This is a genomic window from uncultured Mycobacterium sp., from assembly GCF_964249325.1.
Lineage (GTDB): Bacteria > Actinomycetota > Actinomycetes > Mycobacteriales > Mycobacteriaceae > Mycobacterium.
This window is the reverse complement of sequence record NZ_CAXUCH010000070.1, coordinates 1-19,737: the sequence shown is the minus strand read 5'-3', so window position 1 is coordinate 19,737 and position 19,737 is coordinate 1. Positions and strand designations below refer to the sequence as shown.

Below are 19,737 nucleotides of genomic sequence, written 5' to 3'. Positions count from 1 at the left end.
ACCCAACTGTCCACCCAACCCGAGTCGAAAGACACGCCGGTGAAAACCCGCGGCGGCTTCTTCCGCAATCCCACGGCTATCGTGCTAACCCTCGTCACCGTGGTGGCGCTGGTCCTGGCCGGGCTGATCGGCGCCGAGCTCTATACCCGCCACGTCGCCGACAGCAAAGTGACCAACGCGGTGCAGTGCGAGGTGCAGGACTCGGCGAGCGTGTCCTTCGCCGCGGCACCGCCGGTGCTGTGGCAGTACCTCACCGGTCACTACACCAACATCTCCGTGCAGACCGCCGGCAATCAGGTACGCAGCGCCAAGGGCATGAAGATCAGCCTCGACATCCACGATGTGCGGTTGGCTAACTCCAACAACTCCAAGGGCACGATCGGGTCGGTCAACGGCACCATCACCTGGTCGTCGGACGGCATCAAAGAATCCATCCAGGACGCCATCCCGGTAATCGGCAGTCTGGTGACCAGCAAGGTCACCACCAACCCCAGCGACGGCACCGTCCAACTGAAGGGCCTGCTGGACAGCGCCACCGTCAAGCCGCAGATCGCCAACAACGGGCTGTCGCTGCAGGTGGTCGACTTGCGGGCGCTGGGCTCGAAGATGTCGACGAATACGGTGCAGAAGAATCTCGACGACCTCACGTCGAAAGCGACCCAGAACTACCCGTTAGGCATCCACGCCGACAGCGTAAAGGTCACCGATTCCGGTGTGCAGGCGACGTTTTCTACCCAAAATGCCAACATCCCGGCGTCGTCGTCGCAGCCGCAGACCGGTCAAGACTGCTTCGGCACCCTCTGACGCGACACCTTCATCGCAGTCCGTCGAGCACCGCGCGGGTACCCGACAACCCGAGCCGGGTGGCGCCGGCCTCCAGCATGGCCAGAGCGTCGGCAGCCGTGCGGATGCCGCCGCTGGCCTTGATCCCGAGCCGACCACCGACGGCGTCGGCCATCAGCGCGACTGCGCGCACCGACGCGCCGCCCGCGGGATGAAAGCCGGTGGAGGTCTTGACGAAATCTGCGCCGGCGTCCTCGGCGGCGCGGCACACGCGCACCAGTGTGTCGGCGTCGCGCAGGGTCAGTAGCGCCGCGGACTCCACGATCACCTTGAGCACCGCCGTGGGCACGGCTGCGCGCACCGCGGCGACGTCGGAACGCACCGCGGCAAGGTCACCGGCCAGCGCGGCGCCGATGTCGATGACCATGTCGATCTCGCCGGCGCCGGCATCCACCGCCAGGGCCGCTTCCTGCGCCTTGACCGCGGACAGGTGCTTGCCCGACGGAAAACCGGCCACCGTGGCGACCCGCACAGCGGCGTCGACTGCGATGGGCACCATCGACGGCGAGACGCACACCGCATACGCACCGAGCTCGGCGGCTTCGGCGGCGGCGGCCGCCACGTCGGCGGCGGTCGCCTCGGGTTTGAGCAAAGTGTGGTCGACGAGGCCGGCCACGTGCCGGCGGGTGAGCGGGGCTTCCACTACAGCGGTTCTTCGCCGCCGCCGGGGTTGCAGCCGGACGTGACCATCGTGGTGTCGTCGACGAGCGGCCGCCACGGCTCGAGGTTCCAGCTGACCTTGCCGGGCTGCGCCAGCTCGGCCAACTGCCAGTGGCAGACGAACTGCGCGCGCATGCTAGCGCTGTTGGCCTCGGGAGCCAGCGCAAGCACCTCGCTCCAGGCCTCGTCGGGGTTGGCCTGCCGGCTCGCCGCTGCGCGGCCCGACGGTGTCGGATAGACCCGCAGGCTGGGCAGGTTGCCCCAGTGCACCCATTCGGTGTGGTCCACGAACGGCGGCGCCACCCCAGTGCCCGAATCGGCCCGTGCCGGAGCAGCGCCTAGCTGCGCCACGACTATCGCCGCGGGGACGGCGATCAGTGCCCGCATGCTGCTAGTGCGATTTACCTTGGATTTCCAGCAGTTTCGGCCGTACATCGACCAGATACACCCCCGACGCGCAGGCGGCGATCGCCATACCCAGGACGCCAAGCAACCATGCCAGCGGCATGGCAGCGCCCAGGATCAGCAGCCACACCGGCTTGGTCAGCTTCTCCGCAGCGGTGTAGGCGTCGGGACGCTGCATTGCCGCATGCACGAACGCGTACAGCGTCGTCATCAGCACGCCGATCAGCAGGATGACCAGGACGGTATGCACAAGGCTCACGCCGTAAGCCTATGCGGGTTGTGTCCCAGACGTCGACTCCGAGCCGCCTCGGCGAGGCGACTCGGAGTCGAGTGTCTTGCTGACCTGCCGGTGCCATAGCGGGCAGCGGCCGAAGCGGATTACTTCTGGGTGACCTTCTTGCCCGGCGCCTTCTTGGCAGGCGCCTTCTTGGCCGCGGTCTTCTTGACCGGAGTCTTCTTTGCCGGCGCGCCCTTGGCGGGTGTCTTCTTGGCCGCCGGCTGCTTCTTGGGCAGCTCGATACCGACCAGCTTGGCGGCGCGCTCACCGACCGCGCGGGTCTGCGACGCGACCGTGCCCAGTGCCTCCTGGGTCAACTCCAACGCCTGGTCGACATAGCCCTCGGCACGCGCCGACGCATCCTCGAAGCGACCTTGGCTGCGCAGCCGCTCCAAAGCGAGCTCACCGCGCTCGACCAGCTCGTTGTACCGGCTGGTCGCGGCCTCCAGGTAGCCTTCGGCGGCCGAGCGCAGCTCCTCGGCGGTGAACCGGCCGCGCAGCTCGCGCAGCTGGTCGCGCAATTGCTCGGGCAGCTCCTCGCGCCGCTTGGCCAGCCGGGCGCGGCGTTCCCCGACCCGGCTGCGGGTGTCGGTGCGGGTCTCTTCGGCGCGGTCGCGCAATTCAGCGAGCAAGTCGTTGACCGTGGCCAAAGCCAGGTCGGCCGCGCCCAGCGCGGCGAGCAACGGTGCCCTCAGATCGTCAACGGTCGGGTTCTCGGCCATGTTGTTTCCTTTCATATGTCCTTTGGAGGATCGTTTCACGGAATGGTTTTCCTAGATGCGGTTAATTACCGCCTGATCGGGAATTAGGCAGGCGTGGACTCCTCACGTGCAGCTTCGTTTTGCTGGGCTTCGTTTTGCTGAACGAACGACGTGTAGATGTCGAGCAGAACCTGCTTTTGCCGCTCGGTGATCGCCGTATCGGTGATGATGGCGTCTCGCACCTCGCTGGTCTCACTGGGTTCCAGAATCCCGGCCCGTACGTAGAGGACCTCGGCGGAGACGCGGAGCGCCTTGGCGATCTGATTCAGCACATCCGCAGACGGTTTACGCAACCCGCGCTCGATCTGGGACAGATACGGATTGCTGACGCCAGCCTTTTCAGCCAGTTGCCGCACCGATACTTGCGCCGCCTCGCGCTGCGCCCTGATGAAACTGCCGATGTCGGCCGCGGCGGTGGACACCACTGCGGCAAGCTTCTCCTCCTGTGGCATTGGTGAACTCCCTTAGTCGGTCGGTGCGACGATCACCACCGTACGGCCTAGTGCTAACTATTGCAAGCACTGTTAGCACTACTCAGAAAAGGAGTTGCGCGACGGTGTAAATCAGCAGCCCGGCCAGCGCACCCACCACGGTGCCGTTGATCCGGATGAACTGCAAGTCGCGGCCGACGTGCAGCTCGATGCGCCGACTTGCTTCCTCGGCGTCCCAGCGTTCGATGGTGTCGGTGATGATCGCGGTGATCTCCACCCCGTACTGCGAGACCAGGTGTTGCGCTGCCCGCACGATCCAGTTGTCGACCTTGTCGCGCAGGTCGGCGTCGTCGCGCAGCGATTCGCCGATGCGGATGACGGTGTCGGTGATCCGGCTCCGCAGCGCACTGGACGGGTCGTCGACACCCTCGAGCACCAGCCTTTTCAGCGTCTTCCAGGCCGCCGCCGCGGCATTGGTGATTTCGTCGCGGGCCATCAGCTGTTCCTTGACGGCCTCCGCGCGGGCAATGGTGGCCGGATCGTGCTGCAGGTCCTGGGCGAAGTCGAACAAAAACCGGTTCGCCGAGCGGCGCAGTTCGTGGTTGGGGTCGCGGCGCACTTTGTCGGTGAAGTCCATGAGCTCGCGGTGGATGCGGTCGCCGACCAGGTGGTCGATGAACCGGGGCGACCAGCTCGGGGAGTCGCGCTCGACCACCCGCTGGATGACCTCACCGGCATTCAGTGACCAATGGAAAGCCCGGTCGGCCAGCAACTGGATCAGAGCTTCCTGCCGGTTTTCGGCCAACAACGTGGCCAATACCCGGCCCGTGGGCGGACCCCACTGTGGTTCGGCGATGCGCTTGATGATCATGCGGTCGATGACGTGCTGGACGTCGTCGTCGCGCAGCAACTCCACCAGCACCCGCAACACGGTCGCCGTCTCGGCGGCCACCCTCTGTGCATGGTCGGCTTGGGACAGCCACTTGCCGAGCCGGCTGGGAATTTGAGCGTCCCGCAACTTCGATTCGACGACCGGCGGGGACAGGAAATTCTCCCGCACAAAGGTTCCCAGGCCCTCGCCGAGTTGGTCTTTCTTGCGCTTGATGATCGCGGTGTGCGGAATCGGTATGCCGAGTGGATGCTTGAACAGCGCGGTGACGGCAAACCAGTCGGCCAGCGCGCCGACCATGCCGGCCTCGGCGGCCGCGCGGACGTAGCCGACCCAGGCGGCGGCCGAACCGCCGGCTTGGGCCCACCGGCAGCCCAGAAATACCAGGCTGGCGCCGACCAGGAAGCTCAGCGCCACCACCTTCATCCGGCGTAGCGCCCGTCGCCGCTGCGCGTCGGCTTCGGCGTCGGCTCCGGCGAAGGATTCCGCAAACGAGACACCGACCCGGCGGGCCGGGCTGGTCATCGGCTGCGCGGGGGCCGCCGGCAGCTCAGGCCGATACGGTTCTGGGGCCACCAGACCATCATCCGCTATCGACCGGGATGACTCCTGGTCATGTGATCGCCGTGACGGCCGGTTACTGTAACCGCGCCTTGGCGACATGCCGGAAACCCGTCCTAGAAACCCGTAGTATCGAGGCGTCTAGTGAATGGAATCGGCGATAGTGGCAGAACATGCCCCGGTAGGGGCCGTCAAGGCGGATGGTCGAAAACGGCGCTGGCACCGGCACAAGGTGGAGCGCCGTAACGAATTGATCGACGGCACCATTACCGCGATTCGCCGGCACGGCCGGTTCCTGAGCATGGACGAGATCGCCGCCGAGATCGGGGTCTCCAAGACCGTGCTGTACCGCTACTTCGTCGACAAGAACGATCTGACGAGCGCGGTGCTGATGCGCTTCGCGCAGACAACGCTGATCCCCAACATGGCCGCAGCGCTGACGGCCGACATGGACGGCTTCGATTTGACGCGCGAGATCATCCGGGTCTACGTCGACACGGTCGCCGCCGAGCCCGAACCCTATCGGTTCGTGATGGCCAACAGTTCGCCGAGCAAGAACAAGGTGATCGCCGACTCCGAGCGAATCATTGCCCGCATGCTCTCGGTGATGCTGCGCCGCCGTATGCAAGAGGTCGGGATGGACACCGGCGGGGTCGAGCCCTGGGCCTACATGATCGTCGGCGGCGTGCAGCTGGCCACCCACTCGTGGATCTCGGACCCGCGGATGAGCAAAGAGGAATTGATCGACTACCTCACCATGCTCAGTTGGAGCGCGCTGTGCGGGATCGTGGAAGCCGGCGGCTCGCTGGAGAAGTTCAACGCCCAGCCGCACCCGGCGCCGATCGTGCCGCCGCGACGCGAGAACGTCGATGCCTGAGCTGACCACCGGTTCGCGGCTGAAGTCGTGGGCCCGGTCATGGGGGTATGCGCTACGCACCACTAACCCGCCCCCGGACGGACCCATTGACACCGTCACCCGCTGGATCGTCGTCACCCGGGCGGCGGTGCTTCCCATGACCGTGGTTTCCGGTCTGGTCGCCGGGTTGCTGGCTGTCGGCAAACGCGGGTTGGATTGGCGCTGGCTGGTATTGGCGATCGTGGGAATCACGTTGGCGCACATAGCCAACAACCTGATGAATGACCTTTACGACACTCAGGTCGGCACCGACAGCGCGAATTATCCGCGGGCGCTCTACGCGCCGCACCCGGTGCTCTCGGGGCTGGTCAGCCGCCGGACACTGCTCCTGGCGATCGCCGCCGTCAATGTGGCGGACCTGGCGATCCTGGTCGTGCTGAGCTTGGCCCGCGGCTGGCCGGTGCTTGCGTTCGCGCTCAGCGGGTTTGTGCTGAGCGTCGCTTACACCGCGCCGCCGCTGCGGCTCAAGAAGCGAGGGCTGGGCGAGCCGGACGTCTTCGTCGTGTGGGGGCCGTTGATGGTGTGCGGCACGTACTACTCGGCGGTGGGCACGGTCGGCTGGGATGTGCTGCTGGCGTCGCTGCCCTACGGGCTGCTGTGCACGACGGTGTTGATGGGCAAGCACATCGACAAGATTCCCTACGACCAGCCGCTTGGCATCCATACCCTGCCGGTCATGCTCGGCGCAGGCCGCGCCCGCGTTGTGACGCTCGTCATGATGGTCGGTTTCTATGTGCTGGTCGCGGTGGCGGTGGGACTCGGCGCGATGCCGTGGCCGGCGCTGCTCGTGGTACTGGCGCTGCCACGGATGGTGAAGGTCTGGCCGTATTTTCGCCGGCCGCCACCTGACCAGCCGCCCGCGAACTACCCCGTCTGGCCGCTGTGGTACGCCGCGCTGGCGTGGGTGCACGTCCGCCGGGTGGGCGCCTTGCTGGTGCTCGGGCTGGCCGTGGGTGCTATCCTTAGGGCCGTCTAGCAGGCGCTTTGCCGGCAGTGTCGCCGTCACCTCGGGATATTGTCGGCGGCTGGAGCCGCAGCCATCCGATACCGTGCGTCCGACGCATCGGGTGCGTGCGAATCGCAGTAAAGCCTGTGTCGAACACAGAAAGGCTCCACTTGGTATGTCCGTGCCGCTGACGCCGTTTTTCGAGGACGTGCAGGCTCACTACGACCTGTCCGATGATTTCTTTCGCCTGTTCCTCGACCGCACCCAGACGTACAGCTGTGCGTACTTCGAGCGTGACGACATCACCCTGGAGGAGGCCCAACTGGCCAAGATTGACCTGGCGCTGGGCAAATTGCGTTTAGAACCCGGGATGACGCTGCTCGACATCGGCTGCGGCTGGGGCGCGACCACGCGACGGGCTATCGAAAAGTGCGACGTCAACGTCGTCGGGCTGACGTTGTCGGAGAACCAGGCTGCCCACGTCCAGGCGATGTTCGACGAGATGGATACCCCGCGCTCCCGCCAGGTGTTGGTGGATGGGTGGGAGAAGTTCCACGACCCCGTCGACCGGATCGTGTCCATCGGCGCGTTCGAGCATTTCGGCCACCAGCGCTACACCCGGTTCTTCAGGATGGCCTACGACGTCTTGCCTGCAGACGGCGTGATGCTGTTACACACCATTACCCGGCCCCCGTTGTCCGAAGCCAGAAAGATGGGGTTGGGGCTGACCCGCGAAATCGTCGAGTTCGCCAAATTCATCCTCGAGGAGATCTTTCCCGGCGGCTGGCTGCCATCGATCCCGATCGTCGAAGAGCACGCCCGCAACGCCGGCTTCACCGTCACCCGGATCCAGTCGCTGCAGCCGCACTATGCGCGCACCCTGGACATGTGGGCCGCCGCGCTGGAAGCCAACAGGGACCAGGCGATTGCGCTGCAATCTCATGAGGTCTACGACCGCTACATGCGCTACTTGACCGGCTGCGCGCAGCTTTTCCGCGACGGGTACACCGACGTCGACCAATTCACGCTGGAGAAGTAGCCCGGGCCCAAGGGCAAGCGCCGCGGCGGATGCTGTGCACCTCGACCGACAAAGCGGTCAACGCACGCGGTCCTGGCGTCTCCGCAGTCAACTGACGGCTTGGCCGTTAGGGGTCTTGACCAGGGTGAACTGTCCGACTTCAATGATGCCGCGCTGGAAGTTCTCAGCACATCCGGTCAAGTAGCGCATGTAGCGCTGGTAGACCTCTTCGGACTGTATGGCGATCGCTTCGTCCTTGTGGGCCTTCAGATTCGCCGCCCAGATATCAAGGGTCCGTTTGTAATGCGGGTTCATGAGTTGGGTTTGCTCGGTCGAAAAGCCCGCATTATGCGAGTATTCGACGACGTCTTCCGCAGCGGGCAATGCGCCGCCGGGAAATATCTCTCGGCCCATGAACTGCCAAAAACGCAGGTCGGCCATTGTGATCTTGATCCCTTTGGGGGCCCAGTAGCTCGGCGGGTGAGTAAATATGGTCTCCAACACCATTCGGCCGTCGTCGGGCATAACGCGGTATGCCGTCTCGAAGAATGGTGCCCACCGCGCTTTTCCGAATGCCTCGAACGCTTCGATGCTGACGATCCGGTCCACCGGCTCGTCGAACTGCTCCCAACCTTGCAGCAGCACCCGCCTGCTGCGCTGGCTGTCCATTTCGTCGAACATCCGCGCCACATGGGCCCGCTGGTTTCTCGAGAGCGTCAGGCCAATCACGTTGACGTCATATTTTTCGATCGCCCGCCGCATAGTCGAGCCCCAGCCGCAGCCGATGTCGAGCAAGCTCATTCCGGGCTCAAGGCCCAGCTTGCCCAACGCCAAATCGATTTTGGCGATCTGCGCCTCCCCAGCGTCATGTCATCACGCTCGAAGTATGCGCAGCTGTAGGTCTGCGTCGGGTCTTGGAATAGCCGGAAGAACTCGTCCGACAGGTCGTAATGCGCCTGCACGTCCTCGAACGGCGGGGTTAAAGTCTGCGTTTCGCTGGATGTCTTGGTCACTGTTCGTCCTGGTGGGCACTGGTGATCCGGTCACAATTCAGACGTCGCCCCGGATCCCCCCGAGTTGACGCCTGTGCAACTAAGAATACGACGTGAGTGTCGCACGACAACCCGGCAGGCCGGGAATGCCGCGCCACGGGATTTCAGCGAAGCCGAGAAGCGGCGGGTCGTCGCCGGTCCGCGTGCCTGTTGTTGTGCACCTGGCGACATGACCTGAAAGTAGGCCGCTAGCAGCGGTTCAGTATCGTCCGAAGACCAAGGCGACGTTGAATCCGCCGAAACTGAACGAATTATTGATCGCGTACCTGTAGTCGCCGGGTCGCGACTCTCCGGTGACCACGTCCAGATCAATTTCCGGATCGAGATTGCGCAGGTTCAACGTCGGCGGGATGACACCGTCGCGCAACGCCAACACGGTCAAAATCGACTCCACCGCGCCGACCGCGCCGACCGAATGACCAAGCGCAGCCTTCGGCGCGTAGACCGCTGCCCGGTGGGCGCCTAACGCGTTGTTGATCGCCTTCGCTTCGGCAAGATCACCGATGACAGTGCCGGTGGCGTGCGCATTGACGTGGTCGATGTCTGCGGCTGTCAGCCCGGCAAGCTCAATGGCTCGAGTCATCGCTTGGCCGGCACGTTCACCGCTGGGATCGGGCGCCACAATGTGGTACCCGTCGGACGTGATGCCGGCGCCCATCAGCCGGCCAAGAATGTTGGCGCCCCGGGCTTTCGCGTGGTCCTCGGTCTCTACGACCAGCAGCGCGCCCGCCTCGCCGAACACGAACCCGTCGCGGTCCTTGTCGAACGGGCGACAGGCACCTTCGGGGTCGTCGTTGTTCGTCGATAGCAACTCCATGCGAGCGAACGCCGCAATCGGGATGGCCTCGATTCTGGTCTCGATGCCGCCGCAGATCGCGATGTCGGCCTCGCCGAGCACGATCTGCCGCCAAGCCTGGGCGATAGCCTCGGCGCCGGAAGCGCACGCCGACACCGGGGTGAGGATCCCGGCCCTGGCTTTGTGTTCGAGCCCCACCCAGGCGGCTCCGGAGTTCGGCATCATCATCAGCACGCCCACGGGGTTGACGGCCTTCATACCGCGTTCGCGGATGTCGTCGTAGCCGAAGACCATCTCCTCGGTCGAGCCCATCCCGGTGCCGATGGCCACCATCAACCGGTTCGGGTCGACCTCGGGTGAGCCGGCATTCGCCCATACTCGCCGGCCAAGCACCGTGGAGATCTTCTGAAGAAACAACATTCGGCGCTTCTCGACCCGGGTCAACTCGTGGTCGAAATCCTCCAACAGGTGTCCGCCGATACGCACCGGGGCGTCGAATTGCTCGACGAAGGGGTTATCGAGTTTGCGGATTCCGCTCTGCCCGTCCAGCAGCTTCTTCCAGGTGTTGTCAGCATCGGCTGCAAGCGCGGTCGTCATCGCGACGCCGGTGACCACTACGTCGGGAAAACCAGTTCCAGTCGAGAGCGCCGCCATCGCGTTGCTGGTTCCTTTCCTTGACGGCCCATCCCAGTTATCCAGTTACCCAGGACGAGTGCCGATCAAGCCTAAACCGGACGCATTGTGATGGGGCGCAACTAGACCGGGACATATGTGCTGGCGCTGGGTGATTGCAGGCATCCGACGTCGGCGTATATCGTCGGCGCCTATGGGGACTGAACCGCCCGGAACCACCGAGCTGAAGCCGAACGTCGAGCACATCAAGTCGCACTATGACCGGTCGAATGAGTTTTTCCGGTTGTGGCTGGATCCGTCGATGACCTATAGCTGTGCCTATTTTGAACGCGACGACATGACGCTCGAAGAGGCGCAAATGGCCAAGATTGATTTGGCACTGGGGAAGCTGGGCTTGCAGCCGGGCATGACGCTGCTCGACATCGGCTGCGGCTGGGGCTCGACAATACGTCGCGCGATCGAAAAATACGACGTCAACGTGATCGGGCTGACGCTGTCGGAAAACCAGCTGGCGCACAACAAGCAGAAGTTCGCCGAAATGGACAGTCCGCGGCGCAAAGAGGTGCGGCTGCATGGCTGGGAAGAGTTCGACGAACCGGTCGACCGCATTGTGTCCCTCGGGGCCTTCGAGCACTTCGCCGACGGTGTTGGCACCTATGAGCGGTACGCGGACTTTTTCAAGATGTGCTACAACGTGCTGCCCGACGACGGGGTGATGCTGTTGCACACGATCGTGTTGCCCTCCGCTGAGGAAGAAAAGCAACGAGGCCTCAAGCGGACGATGTCGCTGATGCGATTCATCAGCTTCATCCGCAAAGAGATCTACCCTGGCGGCCGGCTGCCGATGATCGAGGTTGTCGACAAATATGCGACCGAGGCCGGTTTCACCATCACCCGACACCACCGGATCGGTAAGAACTACGTCCGAACGCTGGACACCTGGGCCAAGGCGCTGGAAGCGCACAAAGACGAGGCGATCGAACTCAAGGGCGAGCAGACCTATGAGACCTTCATCAAGTACCTGACGGGCTGCCGGGAGCTGTTCCGCGACGGGTACACCGACGTCTGCCAATTCACCATGGAGAAGAAAGCCGCCTAAGCCCCGCGTTGACTAGGCCGCAATAGGCAAAGCTCAGTACGAGTAGAAACCCTGCCCGGATTTCTTGCCGAGCAGACCGGCCTCGACCATGCGCACCAACAACGGCGGTGAGGCGTACTGCTGCTCCTTGAACTCCTCGAACATCTTGTCCGCGATCAGCTTTAGCGTGTCCAGGCCGACCAGATCCGAGAGCCGCAGCGGGCCCATCGGGTGCGAGAGCCCGGCGACCACCGCCTTGTCGACGTCTTCGGCTGTGGCGAACCGGTTTTCGACCATCCGGATCGCCGACAGCAAAAACGGCACCAGCAGCGCGTTCACCACGAAACCCGATCGGTCGGAACACCGAACCACCTGCTTGCCGAGCACCGTGCTGGCGAATTCCTCAGTGCGGGCAGCTGCTTGTTCGTCCGTGACCAGGGTGCAGACCAACTCCACCAGCGGCAGTACCGGGACCGGGTTGAAGAAATGCAGACCCAACACGCGCTGAGGGTGCTTGGTGGCCGCGGCCAGTTTCATGATCGGGATGCTGGAGGTGTTGGACGCCAGCACCGCAGTGGGATCGGTGATGACCCGGTCGAGTTCGGCGAAAATCTCTGCTTTGACGGCTTCATCCTCGATGACGGCCTCGATCACCAGTTCCCGGTCGGCGAGGTCTTTCAGATCCGTGGTGAAGGTCAGCTTGTCGACTGCGCCGTCGCGTTCGCGTTCGGTGATCTTGCCCGCGCTGACACCGCGCTCCAGCGATTTCACAATGCGGTTTCGGCCAGCAGTGACCAGTGCATCGGCGGTTTCGAAGACCAGCACGTCAACTCCGGCGCGCGCCGATACTTCCGCGATGCCGGCCCCCATTTGGCCGGCCCCGATGACACCTACTCGTTCAATTCGCACGTTGCTCATTCTGGACTGCCCCGCGCCAGCAGACGCGAAGGCCCCTCAACACGCCGGTGACAAGGGGCCTTTGCGTCTGGCCGGCAACCTAGAACTGACCCTCTTCGGTGGAGCCGGTCAGGGCCGTCGTCGACGAGTTGGGGTCGACAGTGGTGGCGATGCGGTCGAAGTAACCGGCACCCACCTCGCGCTGGTGCTTGGTGGCGGTGTAACCGCGCTCCTCGGTGGCGAATTCGCGCTCCTGCAGCTCGACGTAGGCGCTCATCTGGTTGCGGGCATAGCCGTAGGCCAGATCGAACATCGAGTAGTTCAGCGCGTGGAAGCCGGCCAGCGTGATGAACTGGAACTTGAAGCCCATCGCGGCCAGCTCCTTCTGGAACTTCGCGACGGTCGAGTCGTCGAGGTGCTTGCGCCAGTTGAACGACGGCGAGCAGTTGTAGGCCAGCATCTGGTCGGGGTACTCGGCCTTGACCGACTCGGCGAACTGCTTGGCGACCTCCAAATCGGGCGTGCCGGTCTCCATCCAGATCAAGTCGGCGAACGGCGCGTAGGCCTTGGCCCGCGCGATGCAGGGCTCGATCCCATTCTTGGTGCGGTAGAAGCCCTCTCGGGTGCGCTCGCCGGTGATGAAGGGCCGGTCGCGCTCGTCGATGTCGGAGGTGATCAGCGTGGCCGCTTCGGCGTCGGTGCGCGCGATGATCACGGTCGGCACGTCGCAAACGTCTGCGGCCAGTCGGGCCGACGTCAACGTGCGGACGTGCTGCTGCGTCGGGATCAGCACCTTGCCGCCCAAGTGACCGCACTTCTTCTCCGACGCCAGCTGGTCCTCCCAGTGGGTGCCCGCCGCACCGGCGGCGATCATCGCCTTCTGCAGCTCGAAGACGTTGAGCGCACCGCCAAAGCCGGCCTCCGCATCGGCGACGATCGGCGCCAGCCAGTTCTCCACCGACTTGTCGCCCTCGACCCTGGCGATCTGGTCGGCGCGCTGCAGCGCGTTGTTGATCCGGCGCACCACCTGCGGCACCGAGTTGGCCGGGTAGAGGCTCTGGTCGGGGTAGGTCTGTGCGGCGAGGTTGGCGTCACCAGCCACCTGCCAGCCCGAGAGGTAGATGGCCTTCAGGCCTGCCCGCACCTGCTGGACGGCCTGGTTTCCGGTCAAGGCGCCCAGCGCGTTGACCCACTCGAGGTCGTGCAGCTGGCTCCACAGCACCTCGGCACCACGCCGGGCCAGCGTGTGCTCCTCGACCACGGTGCCCTGCAAGGCGCCCACATCGGCAGCGGTGTAACTGCGGGTGACGTCCTTCCAACGCGGATTGGTGTCCCAGTCGTGCTGGATCTGCTCCGCGCTTTTGGGCGTGCCAACGGTAGACATCGTGACGTGCTCCTTCTTCTGTTTTGATCGCTGGCGGGACCCGGCGTTCCCAGGGTTGTTAACCCGCCAGCAAGCTCCTCGGCGTGCTAAGCCGACGATGGCACAGCTTAGCTCCGCAGCTCCACCGCTTGCAGATGCCAACTTTGGCCACAGTTGGACTGCAATCTGCAAACCTTGCGAATGCTGCTGATAACTGAACCGTTTCAGTAGCTACCGACCAGGAGCACGAAACCGCAGGTCACCCGACCTGTTGGTGGAGAGGGGCGGATGCTGCCGACCGGCTACAGCGCGAAGACCGACGCGACGGCTTTGACCTCGTCACCGACGGCATATGTGAGCGTTGTAACAGTGCGATCGGTCAGTCCGGGACCGAATCGGTCGGTCGAACCGGGCGGATGCATATGGGAGATGATCTCCAGCTTGTCGTCCAGGGCGACCGGGGCGTTGTGTTCGATGGTCACCCGCAGCGGCGCCTCGAGCAGCTCGGGGTGGCCCGATAGGTAGTCCTCGACCACGCTCCAGTACACCGCGTTGTTCATGTGGTCGAACAGGTCGATATCGGTGAAGCGAACCGGGTACTCGTGGATCTCCAGCGCGTCGTCGCGACTTCCCGCGGTCAGATAAGGCTTCCACCGCAGCCGGTCGATGTCGGTCGTGCGGCGCAGGCCGGCCAGAAAGTCGTCGGCGATCCGCGCCGGGCCCTGGGTGTCCCGGTTGATATTAATCCAGAAGGCCTCCGACTCGATGAGGCCGCGCCCGCGCCTCCCATCTATGCGGACCCGCATCTCGCACCACCGGTTCGACGTGCCTGAGCACCAGCGTCGCAACCGCAGCATGTCCTGGAACATGATCGGGCGGATCAAGTCGACCATGGTGCGGCGCACGATCCACAGCGGGTGGGTCTCCTCAAATCCCAACTCGCGCAGGTGATCTTGCCCGATGTCCTGGATGTGGCGGGTGGCCGCATCGAAGCGCAGCCGGCCCTCACGGTCGATGTCGGCGACCCGCAACGGCCATTCCCGTTCAAACACGTCGGGGTGGCCGTCCGGCACCGGCATCATCACTTTGTCCAGGCTCAACGCTGCACTCCCCTGTTGCTCCCCTTCGGGCCTAACTCGATGGCCCGGCTCCTCCCCGCGCCGCCCACGGCCCGCGTCGTCGCCGGCTTCAGCGAATCATGCCAAACGAGCAAGCTGTCGAGCCAATCGACACGGGCGTGCCAAGCCTGCGAATCGATCCTTCGCAACCGGGTACGCTGGCCGCGTGACCAAGACGTTCGTGGGCTCACGGGTCCGCCAGCTGCGCAACGAGCGCGGCTTCAGCCAGGCCGCGCTGGCGCAGATGCTGGAGATTTCCCCGAGCTACCTCAACCAGATCGAGCACGACGTGCGGCCGCTGACCGTGGCGGTACTGTTGCGGATCACCGAGGTGTTCGGCGTGGACGCGACGTTCTTCGCCTCCCAGGACGACACCCGGCTGGTCGCCGAGCTGCGTGAAGTGACGATGGACCGCGACCTGGATGTCGACGTCGGCATGACCGAAGTCGCCGAAATGGTCAGCGACCACCCGAAGCTGGCCCGCGCCATGGTAAATCTGCACCGCCGCTACCGGATCACCACCGCCCAACTGGCGGCTGCCACCGAGGAGCGCTACTTCGACGGCAGCGGCAGCGGGTCGATCACCATGCCGCACGAAGAGGTCCGTGACTACTTCTATCAGCGCCAGAACTACCTGCATGAGCTCGACACCGCCGCGGAGGATCTGACGATCCGAATGCGCATGCACCGCGGTGATCTGGGCCGCGAGCTGGCTCGCCGGCTCACCGATGTGCACGGCGTGCACATCAACAAGCGCATCGACCTGGGTGACACCGTGTTGCACCGCTTCGACCCCGAAACCAAAACCCTGGAGATCAGCACCCACCTTTCGCCGAGTCAGCAGGTGTTCAAGATGGCCGCCGAGTTGGCCTATTTGGAATTCGGTGAGCTGATCGATGCCATGGTCACTGAAGGCAAGTTCACCTCCGAAGAATCCCACAAGCTGGCCCGGCTCGGGCTGGCCAACTACTTCGCGGCTGCGGCGGTGTTGCCGTACCGCCAGTTTCACGACGTCACCGAGAATTTCCGCTACGACATTGAACGGCTCTCGGCGTTTTACGGCGTCAGCTACGAGACCATCTGCCACCGGCTCTCGACCCTTCAGCGTCCGTCGATGCGTGGGGTGCCGTTCTCGTTTGTCCGCGTCGACCGAGCCGGGAACATGTCAAAACGACAGTCCGCCACCGGTTTTCACTTCTCCTCCAGCGGCGGCACCTGCCCGCTGTGGAACGTCTACGAAACCTTCGCCAACCCGGGCAAGATCTTGGTACAGATCGCCCAGATGCCCGATGGTCGTAACTACATGTGGGTGGCCCGCACCGTGGAGCGGCGGGCCTCACGGTATGGTCAGCCGGGTAAGACGTTCGCGATCGGTCTGGGCTGCGAGCTTCGGCACGCCCACCGGCTCGTCTACTCGGAAGGACTGGACTTGTCGGGGGATAACGCCACACCGATCGGCGCGGGCTGCCGGGTCTGCGAACGCGACAACTGTCCGCAGCGGGCTTTCCCGGCGCTGGGCCGCGCGCTCGATCTCGACGAACACCGCAGTACGGTGTCTCCGTATCTGGTGAAACCGGCGTGACGGCGCAAGTGGGCCGCATCCCGTCCGGCGGGGTACGCGAGCTCGGGCTAATCAACTGGGTACTAGCCAGATTCGGCGCGCGCACCGTCAGTGCACCGGAAATGCATCTGTTCACCGCGCTCGGTCAACACAAACGGCTGTTCTGGCTGTGGTTGCCGTATTCGGGTGCCCTGCTGCGCGGGCGGCTGCCGCGCGCCGACACCGAGTTGGTGATCCTGCGCGTCGCGCATCTGCGTTCCTGCGAATACGAGCTGCAGCATCACCGTCGGATGGCGCGCCGCCGCGGGCTGGATGAACAGATACAAGAGGCGATCTTCAACTGGCCTGCGGCGTCCGACCGGCTGACCACGCGGCAGCAGGCACTGCTGAAGGCCACCGACGAGTTCGTCCTCAACCGCTCGATCAGCGACAAGACGTGGCAGGAGCTATCCGATTATCTGGATCGTCGGCAATTGATCGAATTCTGCATGCTCGCAGGCCAATATGACGGGCTCGCCGCGACGATGTCCGCCCTCGAGCTTCCGCTGGATCACCCGAATCACAAGTAGGTGGCGCTCAGCACACCCAACGTCAACACGACGGGAAGGACCGGCAGCGCAAACGCGAACGCCGCCCACGGGTAGTTTCGCCGCTCGCGTAGCCGCCATCCCCACCACCCCGCGCAGACCGCCAGCACCAGCGACAAGATCAGCACGATCAGGCTCCAGCGGCTCACCGTCGTGGTGGCAGCTCCGATCGAAATCGCCAGCAGCCAAGCGATATAGCCGATGATCACCCCGGCGATGACACCGATAATCGTCGTGCCGCGATTCGAGCCGCCGCCAAACAACATCAGAAGTTGATCATGTGGCCCACCAGACCATGGAAGCATTCCTGCAACGCCTCCGACATCGTCGGGTGGGTATGGACGTTGCGGGCCAACTCATTTGCGGTCAGGTCCCACTTCTGCGCCAAAGTGAGCTCGGGCAGCAGCTCGGAGACGTCGTGACCGATCAGGTGACCGCCGAGCAGCTCGCCGTATTTGGCGTCGGCGACCAGCTTGACAAAACCACTGGGGTCGCCGAGACCGTGCGCTTTCCCGTTGGCGGTGAACGGGAACTTCGCGACCTTGACGTCGTAGCCCTCGTCGCGGGCCTGCTGCTCGGTGAGCCCGAAGCTGGCGACTTGAGGTTGGCAGAACGTCGCGCGCGGCAGCATGCGGTAGTCACCGAGCGGCAAAGTCTCTGCGCCGGCAATGGTTTCGGCTGCCACCACACCCTGCGCTTCGGCGACATGCGCCAGCTGCAACAGCCCGGTGACGTCGCCGATGGCATAGATGTGGCCCACGTTGGTGCGCATGTAGTCGTCGATGCCGATGGCTTTGCCACCGGTCAGCGCCACCCCGGCCTTGTCCAGTCCGTAGCCTTCGACGTTGGGCGCAAAACCGATGGCCTGCAATACTTTTTCGGCAGCCAGCTGTTGGGATTGACCGTCCTTGCTGACTGTGACGCTCACCTCGCTGCCGTTGTCGTCGACGGCCTCGACCTTGGTGCCGCTGCGGATCTTGACACCCAGTTTCTTGAACTGCTTCTCGATTTCCTTCGACACGTCGGCGTCCTCGTTAGGCAGCGCCCGCGGCAGGAATTCGACGATCGTCACGTCGACGCCGTAGTTGGACAGCACGTAGCCGAACTCCATGCCGATCGCGCCGGCGCCGGCGATGATGATCGACTTGGGCAGCTCCCGCGTCATGATCAGCTCTTCGTAGGTGACCACGTTCTGGCTCAGCGCCGTGCCCGGAACAAGCCGGGTGCTGCTACCGGTGGCGATGATCGCGTTGTCGAAGGTGACGGTTTCAGCGCCGCCATCGTTGAGATCGATCGACAACGTATTGGCATCGGTGAAGCTGCCGTAGCCGTGGATTTCGGTGATCTTGTTCTTCTTCATCAAGAAGTGCACACCGGCGACGCGGCCCTCGGCCACCTTGCGGCTGCGGTCGAAGGCGATGCCGTAGTCGAAGCTCGCCTCACCGCTGATCCCGAAGGTCTTGGCGTCTCTGGTGAAGATGTGGACGATTTCGGCGTTGCGCAGCAATGACTTGGACGGGATACAGCCGACGTTGAGGCACACACCGCCCCAGTACTTCGGCTCGACGACTGCGGTGTTCAACCCCAGCTGGGCGGCACGAATAGCCGCGACGTAGCCGCCAGGGCCGGCTCCGAGAACAACAACGTCATAGTGAGAAGGCACGTGCCCACCCTAATGGGCGAGGCTTCACGCGAGGTTGGGCGACGTGTCCTAGTAGGGAATGACCCCAATCAGGCAATGCGGCATGCGCTGGCAGTAGTAATAGCCGTACAGCGGTGCGGCGGCAGCAACCGCGGCGAACTGGGCCGACATCAGTGCGATGGCCAATGCCGACAGCAGCGGCCTGTCCTGAACCATCGCCAGCATCAAGCCGCCGACCGTGCACACCACGACGTAGGCGAGAACGACGAATACCGCCGGCGTCTTGTTGATCGAGTGGTACCACCAGTAGAACAAGCCCAATCCAATGGGGGCCGCGACAACCCACACCGCGGCGATCAGCAGGACGAGCTTCCACCACTTCAGGAAGTAGTACCGGCCGGGCACGGCGACCGGCTGCGCGGGTGCAGGGATCGGTTCCAGCGGCGGGACGTCGCCCGTCGTCACCGCAGCCTGGGAGCCGGTTGCCGGCGCGGTAGCCTCATCGGTGACCACCGCATGCCCACCGCTGCCCGTCTCGTCCCGCGGAGTCTTTAGCGGCTGGGAAAACGCGCCGGTGTCGAAGGTGGGCGTGTACGGCTCGGTCTTGGGTTGTGATTCGTCGTCAGCCACCGCATACCACCCGCATTGCAACGAGCAGGCCGAACCAGCCCGGTGCCAGCGCGAGAATGAACGCGCCGAGGGCCGTCACCCATCGGTGCCTGGCGAACACGATCGCCAACAGCCCGACAACGCTGGGCACTCCGACCACCAGCGCGATGACGACGTCCGGCCGGACCCGGGCATGGATGCCCGCCGTGGCCGCTGTTCCCGCGAGCAGGCCGACTGCGGTGCCGACCAGCATGGCGCTCGCCAGCAGCCAGGGACGCGGAAGCGGGATCACGCCTTACGACCTTACTGCTGAGCTTTCGGCTAGCGCGGCACTTGCCCGGCGCGCCTTGCGGGTACCGAACACGCATCGGCGGCTTCCGCGACGACCGCGCCACGCGACGGCGGACGCTCACCGCGCTCGTAGTCGGCGCCGGTGATCACCGGCGCGGCGTCCAGCACCGCATTCTCCGTGTCGCTGAAGGCGCGGCCGCGGGACAAGAACCGCATCCCCTCCGGTGCTTCCAAGCTGAAGCCGCCGCCGCGGCCCGGCACCACGTCGATGACGAGCTGGGTGTGCTTCCACGTCGCAAACTGTGGCCCCGAGATCCACACCGGCACGCCATCGCTTACGTCGAGCACACCGACGAGTACGTCGCGGTCGCCGACCAGGAAGTCGCCTTGGGGGTAGCACAAA

At 64.4% G+C, this 19,737-nt stretch carries 22 protein-coding genes and 1 pseudogene; 7 read left to right on the top strand and 16 right to left on the bottom strand.

Going from position 1 to position 19,737, the window contains the following annotated elements:
• Window positions 1-804 (top strand): DUF2993 domain-containing protein (locus tag ACFE99_RS11275; RefSeq protein WP_375485235.1); only part of this gene is annotated, 804 nt, incomplete at its 5' end.
• A gap of 10 nt (window positions 805-814) precedes the next feature.
• On the opposite strand, the gene deoC is transcribed toward ACFE99_RS11275, so the two are convergent.
• The 6 genes from deoC to ACFE99_RS11245 all read right to left on the bottom strand — a co-directional run bounded on the left by deoC (window position 815) and on the right by ACFE99_RS11245 (window position 4,845).
• The gene (gene deoC / locus ACFE99_RS11270) at window positions 815-1,486 is read right to left on the bottom strand and encodes a deoxyribose-phosphate aldolase (RefSeq protein ID WP_375485233.1); all 672 of its coding nucleotides are present in this window, start codon (window positions 1,484-1,486) and stop codon (window positions 815-817) included.
• Window positions 1,486-1,890: a DUF2599 domain-containing protein gene (locus tag ACFE99_RS11265; RefSeq protein ID WP_375485231.1), complete on the bottom strand. Its 405-nt coding sequence runs from the start codon at window positions 1,888-1,890 to the stop codon at window positions 1,486-1,488. Before ACFE99_RS11265 ends, deoC begins: the two co-directional genes overlap by 1 nt.
• A 4-nt stretch (window positions 1,891-1,894) precedes the next feature.
• Window positions 1,895-2,158: a DUF2516 family protein gene (locus tag ACFE99_RS11260; protein WP_083087813.1), complete on the bottom strand. Its 264-nt coding sequence runs from the start codon at window positions 2,156-2,158 to the stop codon at window positions 1,895-1,897.
• 128 nt (window positions 2,159-2,286) lie between these two features.
• The gene (locus ACFE99_RS11255; protein ID WP_375485229.1) at window positions 2,287-2,907 is read right to left on the bottom strand and encodes a heparin-binding hemagglutinin; all 621 of its coding nucleotides are present in this window, start codon (window positions 2,905-2,907) and stop codon (window positions 2,287-2,289) included.
• Between the two features lie 83 nt (window positions 2,908-2,990).
• Entirely contained in the window at window positions 2,991-3,398 is a 408-nt protein-coding gene (locus ACFE99_RS11250; RefSeq protein WP_375485227.1) for a helix-turn-helix domain-containing protein, read from the bottom strand.
• 82 nt (window positions 3,399-3,480) lie between these two features.
• Window positions 3,481-4,845 (bottom strand): DUF445 domain-containing protein, encoded by a 1,365-nt coding sequence (locus tag ACFE99_RS11245; protein WP_375485237.1) that lies wholly within the window; start codon window positions 4,843-4,845, stop codon window positions 3,481-3,483.
• Window positions 4,846-4,990: 145 nt separating this feature from the next.
• On the opposite strand from ACFE99_RS11245, the gene ACFE99_RS11240 reads away from it, so the two are divergent.
• From ACFE99_RS11240 to ACFE99_RS11230, 3 genes are all read left to right on the top strand, one after another.
• Entirely contained in the window at window positions 4,991-5,704 is a 714-nt protein-coding gene (locus tag ACFE99_RS11240; RefSeq protein WP_375485225.1) for a TetR/AcrR family transcriptional regulator, read from the top strand.
• The gene (locus tag ACFE99_RS11235; protein ID WP_375485223.1) at window positions 5,697-6,719 is read left to right on the top strand and encodes a prenyltransferase; all 1,023 of its coding nucleotides are present in this window, start codon (window positions 5,697-5,699) and stop codon (window positions 6,717-6,719) included. Before ACFE99_RS11240 ends, ACFE99_RS11235 begins: the two co-directional genes overlap by 8 nt.
• Window positions 6,720-6,864: 145 nt before the next feature.
• Window positions 6,865-7,728, top strand: a complete 864-nt coding sequence (locus ACFE99_RS11230) for a cyclopropane mycolic acid synthase family methyltransferase (protein WP_375485221.1) — start codon at window positions 6,865-6,867, stop codon at window positions 7,726-7,728.
• A gap of 87 nt (window positions 7,729-7,815) precedes the next feature.
• Here the strand turns inward: ACFE99_RS11230 and ACFE99_RS11225 are convergent.
• Window positions 7,816-8,720, bottom strand: a pseudogene (locus tag ACFE99_RS11225) (cyclopropane mycolic acid synthase family methyltransferase).
• Window positions 8,721-8,958: 238 nt separating this feature from the next.
• Window positions 8,959-10,209, bottom strand: coding sequence for a 3-oxoacyl-ACP synthase KasB (gene kasB, locus ACFE99_RS11220; protein WP_375485219.1), 1,251 nt, complete (start codon window positions 10,207-10,209; stop codon window positions 8,959-8,961).
• Window positions 10,210-10,381: 172 nt separating this feature from the next.
• Here kasB and ACFE99_RS11215 point away from each other — a divergent pair, with 172 nt between their 5' ends.
• Complete coding sequence (locus ACFE99_RS11215; RefSeq protein ID WP_375485217.1) at window positions 10,382-11,287, top strand: cyclopropane mycolic acid synthase family methyltransferase; 906 nt, start codon at window positions 10,382-10,384, stop codon at window positions 11,285-11,287.
• A 33-nt stretch (window positions 11,288-11,320) separates the two neighbouring features.
• Here ACFE99_RS11215 and ACFE99_RS11210 read toward each other — a convergent pair whose 3' ends face one another.
• The 3 genes from ACFE99_RS11210 to ACFE99_RS11200 all read right to left on the bottom strand — a co-directional run bounded on the left by ACFE99_RS11210 (window position 11,321) and on the right by ACFE99_RS11200 (window position 14,626).
• Window positions 11,321-12,184, bottom strand: a complete 864-nt coding sequence (locus ACFE99_RS11210; protein WP_375485215.1) for a 3-hydroxybutyryl-CoA dehydrogenase — start codon at window positions 12,182-12,184, stop codon at window positions 11,321-11,323.
• A 79-nt stretch (window positions 12,185-12,263) separates the two neighbouring features.
• A complete protein-coding gene (aceA, locus tag ACFE99_RS11205; RefSeq protein WP_375485213.1) occupies window positions 12,264-13,547 on the bottom strand; it encodes an isocitrate lyase in 1,284 nt (427 codons plus the stop codon).
• A gap of 281 nt (window positions 13,548-13,828) precedes the next feature.
• Complete coding sequence (locus tag ACFE99_RS11200; protein ID WP_375485211.1) at window positions 13,829-14,626, bottom strand: acyl-ACP thioesterase domain-containing protein; 798 nt, start codon at window positions 14,624-14,626, stop codon at window positions 13,829-13,831.
• A 184-nt stretch (window positions 14,627-14,810) separates the two neighbouring features.
• Here ACFE99_RS11200 and ramB point away from each other — a divergent pair, with 184 nt between their 5' ends.
• Complete coding sequence (ramB, locus tag ACFE99_RS11195; RefSeq protein WP_375485209.1) at window positions 14,811-16,226, top strand: acetate metabolism transcriptional regulator RamB; 1,416 nt, start codon at window positions 14,811-14,813, stop codon at window positions 16,224-16,226.
• Complete coding sequence (locus tag ACFE99_RS11190; protein WP_375485207.1) at window positions 16,223-16,774, top strand: carboxymuconolactone decarboxylase family protein; 552 nt, start codon at window positions 16,223-16,225, stop codon at window positions 16,772-16,774. Before ramB ends, ACFE99_RS11190 begins: the two co-directional genes overlap by 4 nt.
• Here ACFE99_RS11190 and ACFE99_RS11185 read toward each other — a convergent pair.
• From ACFE99_RS11185 to ACFE99_RS11165, 5 genes are all read right to left on the bottom strand, one after another.
• Window positions 16,765-17,058, bottom strand: a complete 294-nt coding sequence (locus tag ACFE99_RS11185; protein ID WP_375485205.1) for a hypothetical protein — start codon at window positions 17,056-17,058, stop codon at window positions 16,765-16,767. The two genes, ACFE99_RS11190 and ACFE99_RS11185, sit on opposite strands and share 10 nt — an antisense overlap.
• Window positions 17,058-18,455, bottom strand: coding sequence for a dihydrolipoyl dehydrogenase (lpdA, locus tag ACFE99_RS11180; protein WP_375485203.1), 1,398 nt, complete (start codon window positions 18,453-18,455; stop codon window positions 17,058-17,060). Before lpdA ends, ACFE99_RS11185 begins: the two co-directional genes overlap by 1 nt.
• Window positions 18,456-18,503: 48 nt before the next feature.
• The gene (locus ACFE99_RS11175) at window positions 18,504-19,064 is read right to left on the bottom strand and encodes a hypothetical protein (protein ID WP_375485201.1); all 561 of its coding nucleotides are present in this window, start codon (window positions 19,062-19,064) and stop codon (window positions 18,504-18,506) included.
• Window positions 19,057-19,335, bottom strand: coding sequence for a putative holin (locus tag ACFE99_RS11170; protein ID WP_375485199.1), 279 nt, complete (start codon window positions 19,333-19,335; stop codon window positions 19,057-19,059). Before ACFE99_RS11170 ends, ACFE99_RS11175 begins: the two co-directional genes overlap by 8 nt.
• A gap of 29 nt (window positions 19,336-19,364) precedes the next feature.
• The coding region (locus ACFE99_RS11165; RefSeq protein ID WP_375485197.1) for a DUF779 domain-containing protein at window positions 19,365-19,737 on the bottom strand (373 nt) is incomplete at its 5' end.

Bases quoted from the DNA above. Each gene is read 5' to 3' on its own strand.
- kasB (WP_375485219.1), bottom strand. From the start codon at position 10,209: ATGGCGGCGCTCTCGACTGGAACTGGTTTTCCCGACGTAGTGGTCACC.
- ACFE99_RS11185 (WP_375485205.1), bottom strand. From the start codon at position 17,058: ATGTTGTTTGGCGGCGGCTCGAATCGCGGCACGACGATTATCGGTGTC.
- ACFE99_RS11235 (WP_375485223.1), top strand. From the start codon at position 5,697: ATGCCTGAGCTGACCACCGGTTCGCGGCTGAAGTCGTGGGCCCGGTCA.
- ACFE99_RS11215 (WP_375485217.1), top strand. From the start codon at position 10,382: ATGGGGACTGAACCGCCCGGAACCACCGAGCTGAAGCCGAACGTCGAG.
- aceA (WP_375485213.1), bottom strand. From the start codon at position 13,547: ATGTCTACCGTTGGCACGCCCAAAAGCGCGGAGCAGATCCAGCACGAC.
- ACFE99_RS11250 (WP_375485227.1), bottom strand. From the start codon at position 3,398: ATGCCACAGGAGGAGAAGCTTGCCGCAGTGGTGTCCACCGCCGCGGCC.
- ACFE99_RS11255 (WP_375485229.1), bottom strand. From the start codon at position 2,907: ATGGCCGAGAACCCGACCGTTGACGATCTGAGGGCACCGTTGCTCGCC.
- ACFE99_RS11265 (WP_375485231.1), bottom strand. From the start codon at position 1,890: ATGCGGGCACTGATCGCCGTCCCCGCGGCGATAGTCGTGGCGCAGCTA.
- ACFE99_RS11210 (WP_375485215.1), bottom strand. From the start codon at position 12,184: ATGAGCAACGTGCGAATTGAACGAGTAGGTGTCATCGGGGCCGGCCAA.
- ACFE99_RS11230 (WP_375485221.1), top strand. From the start codon at position 6,865: ATGTCCGTGCCGCTGACGCCGTTTTTCGAGGACGTGCAGGCTCACTAC.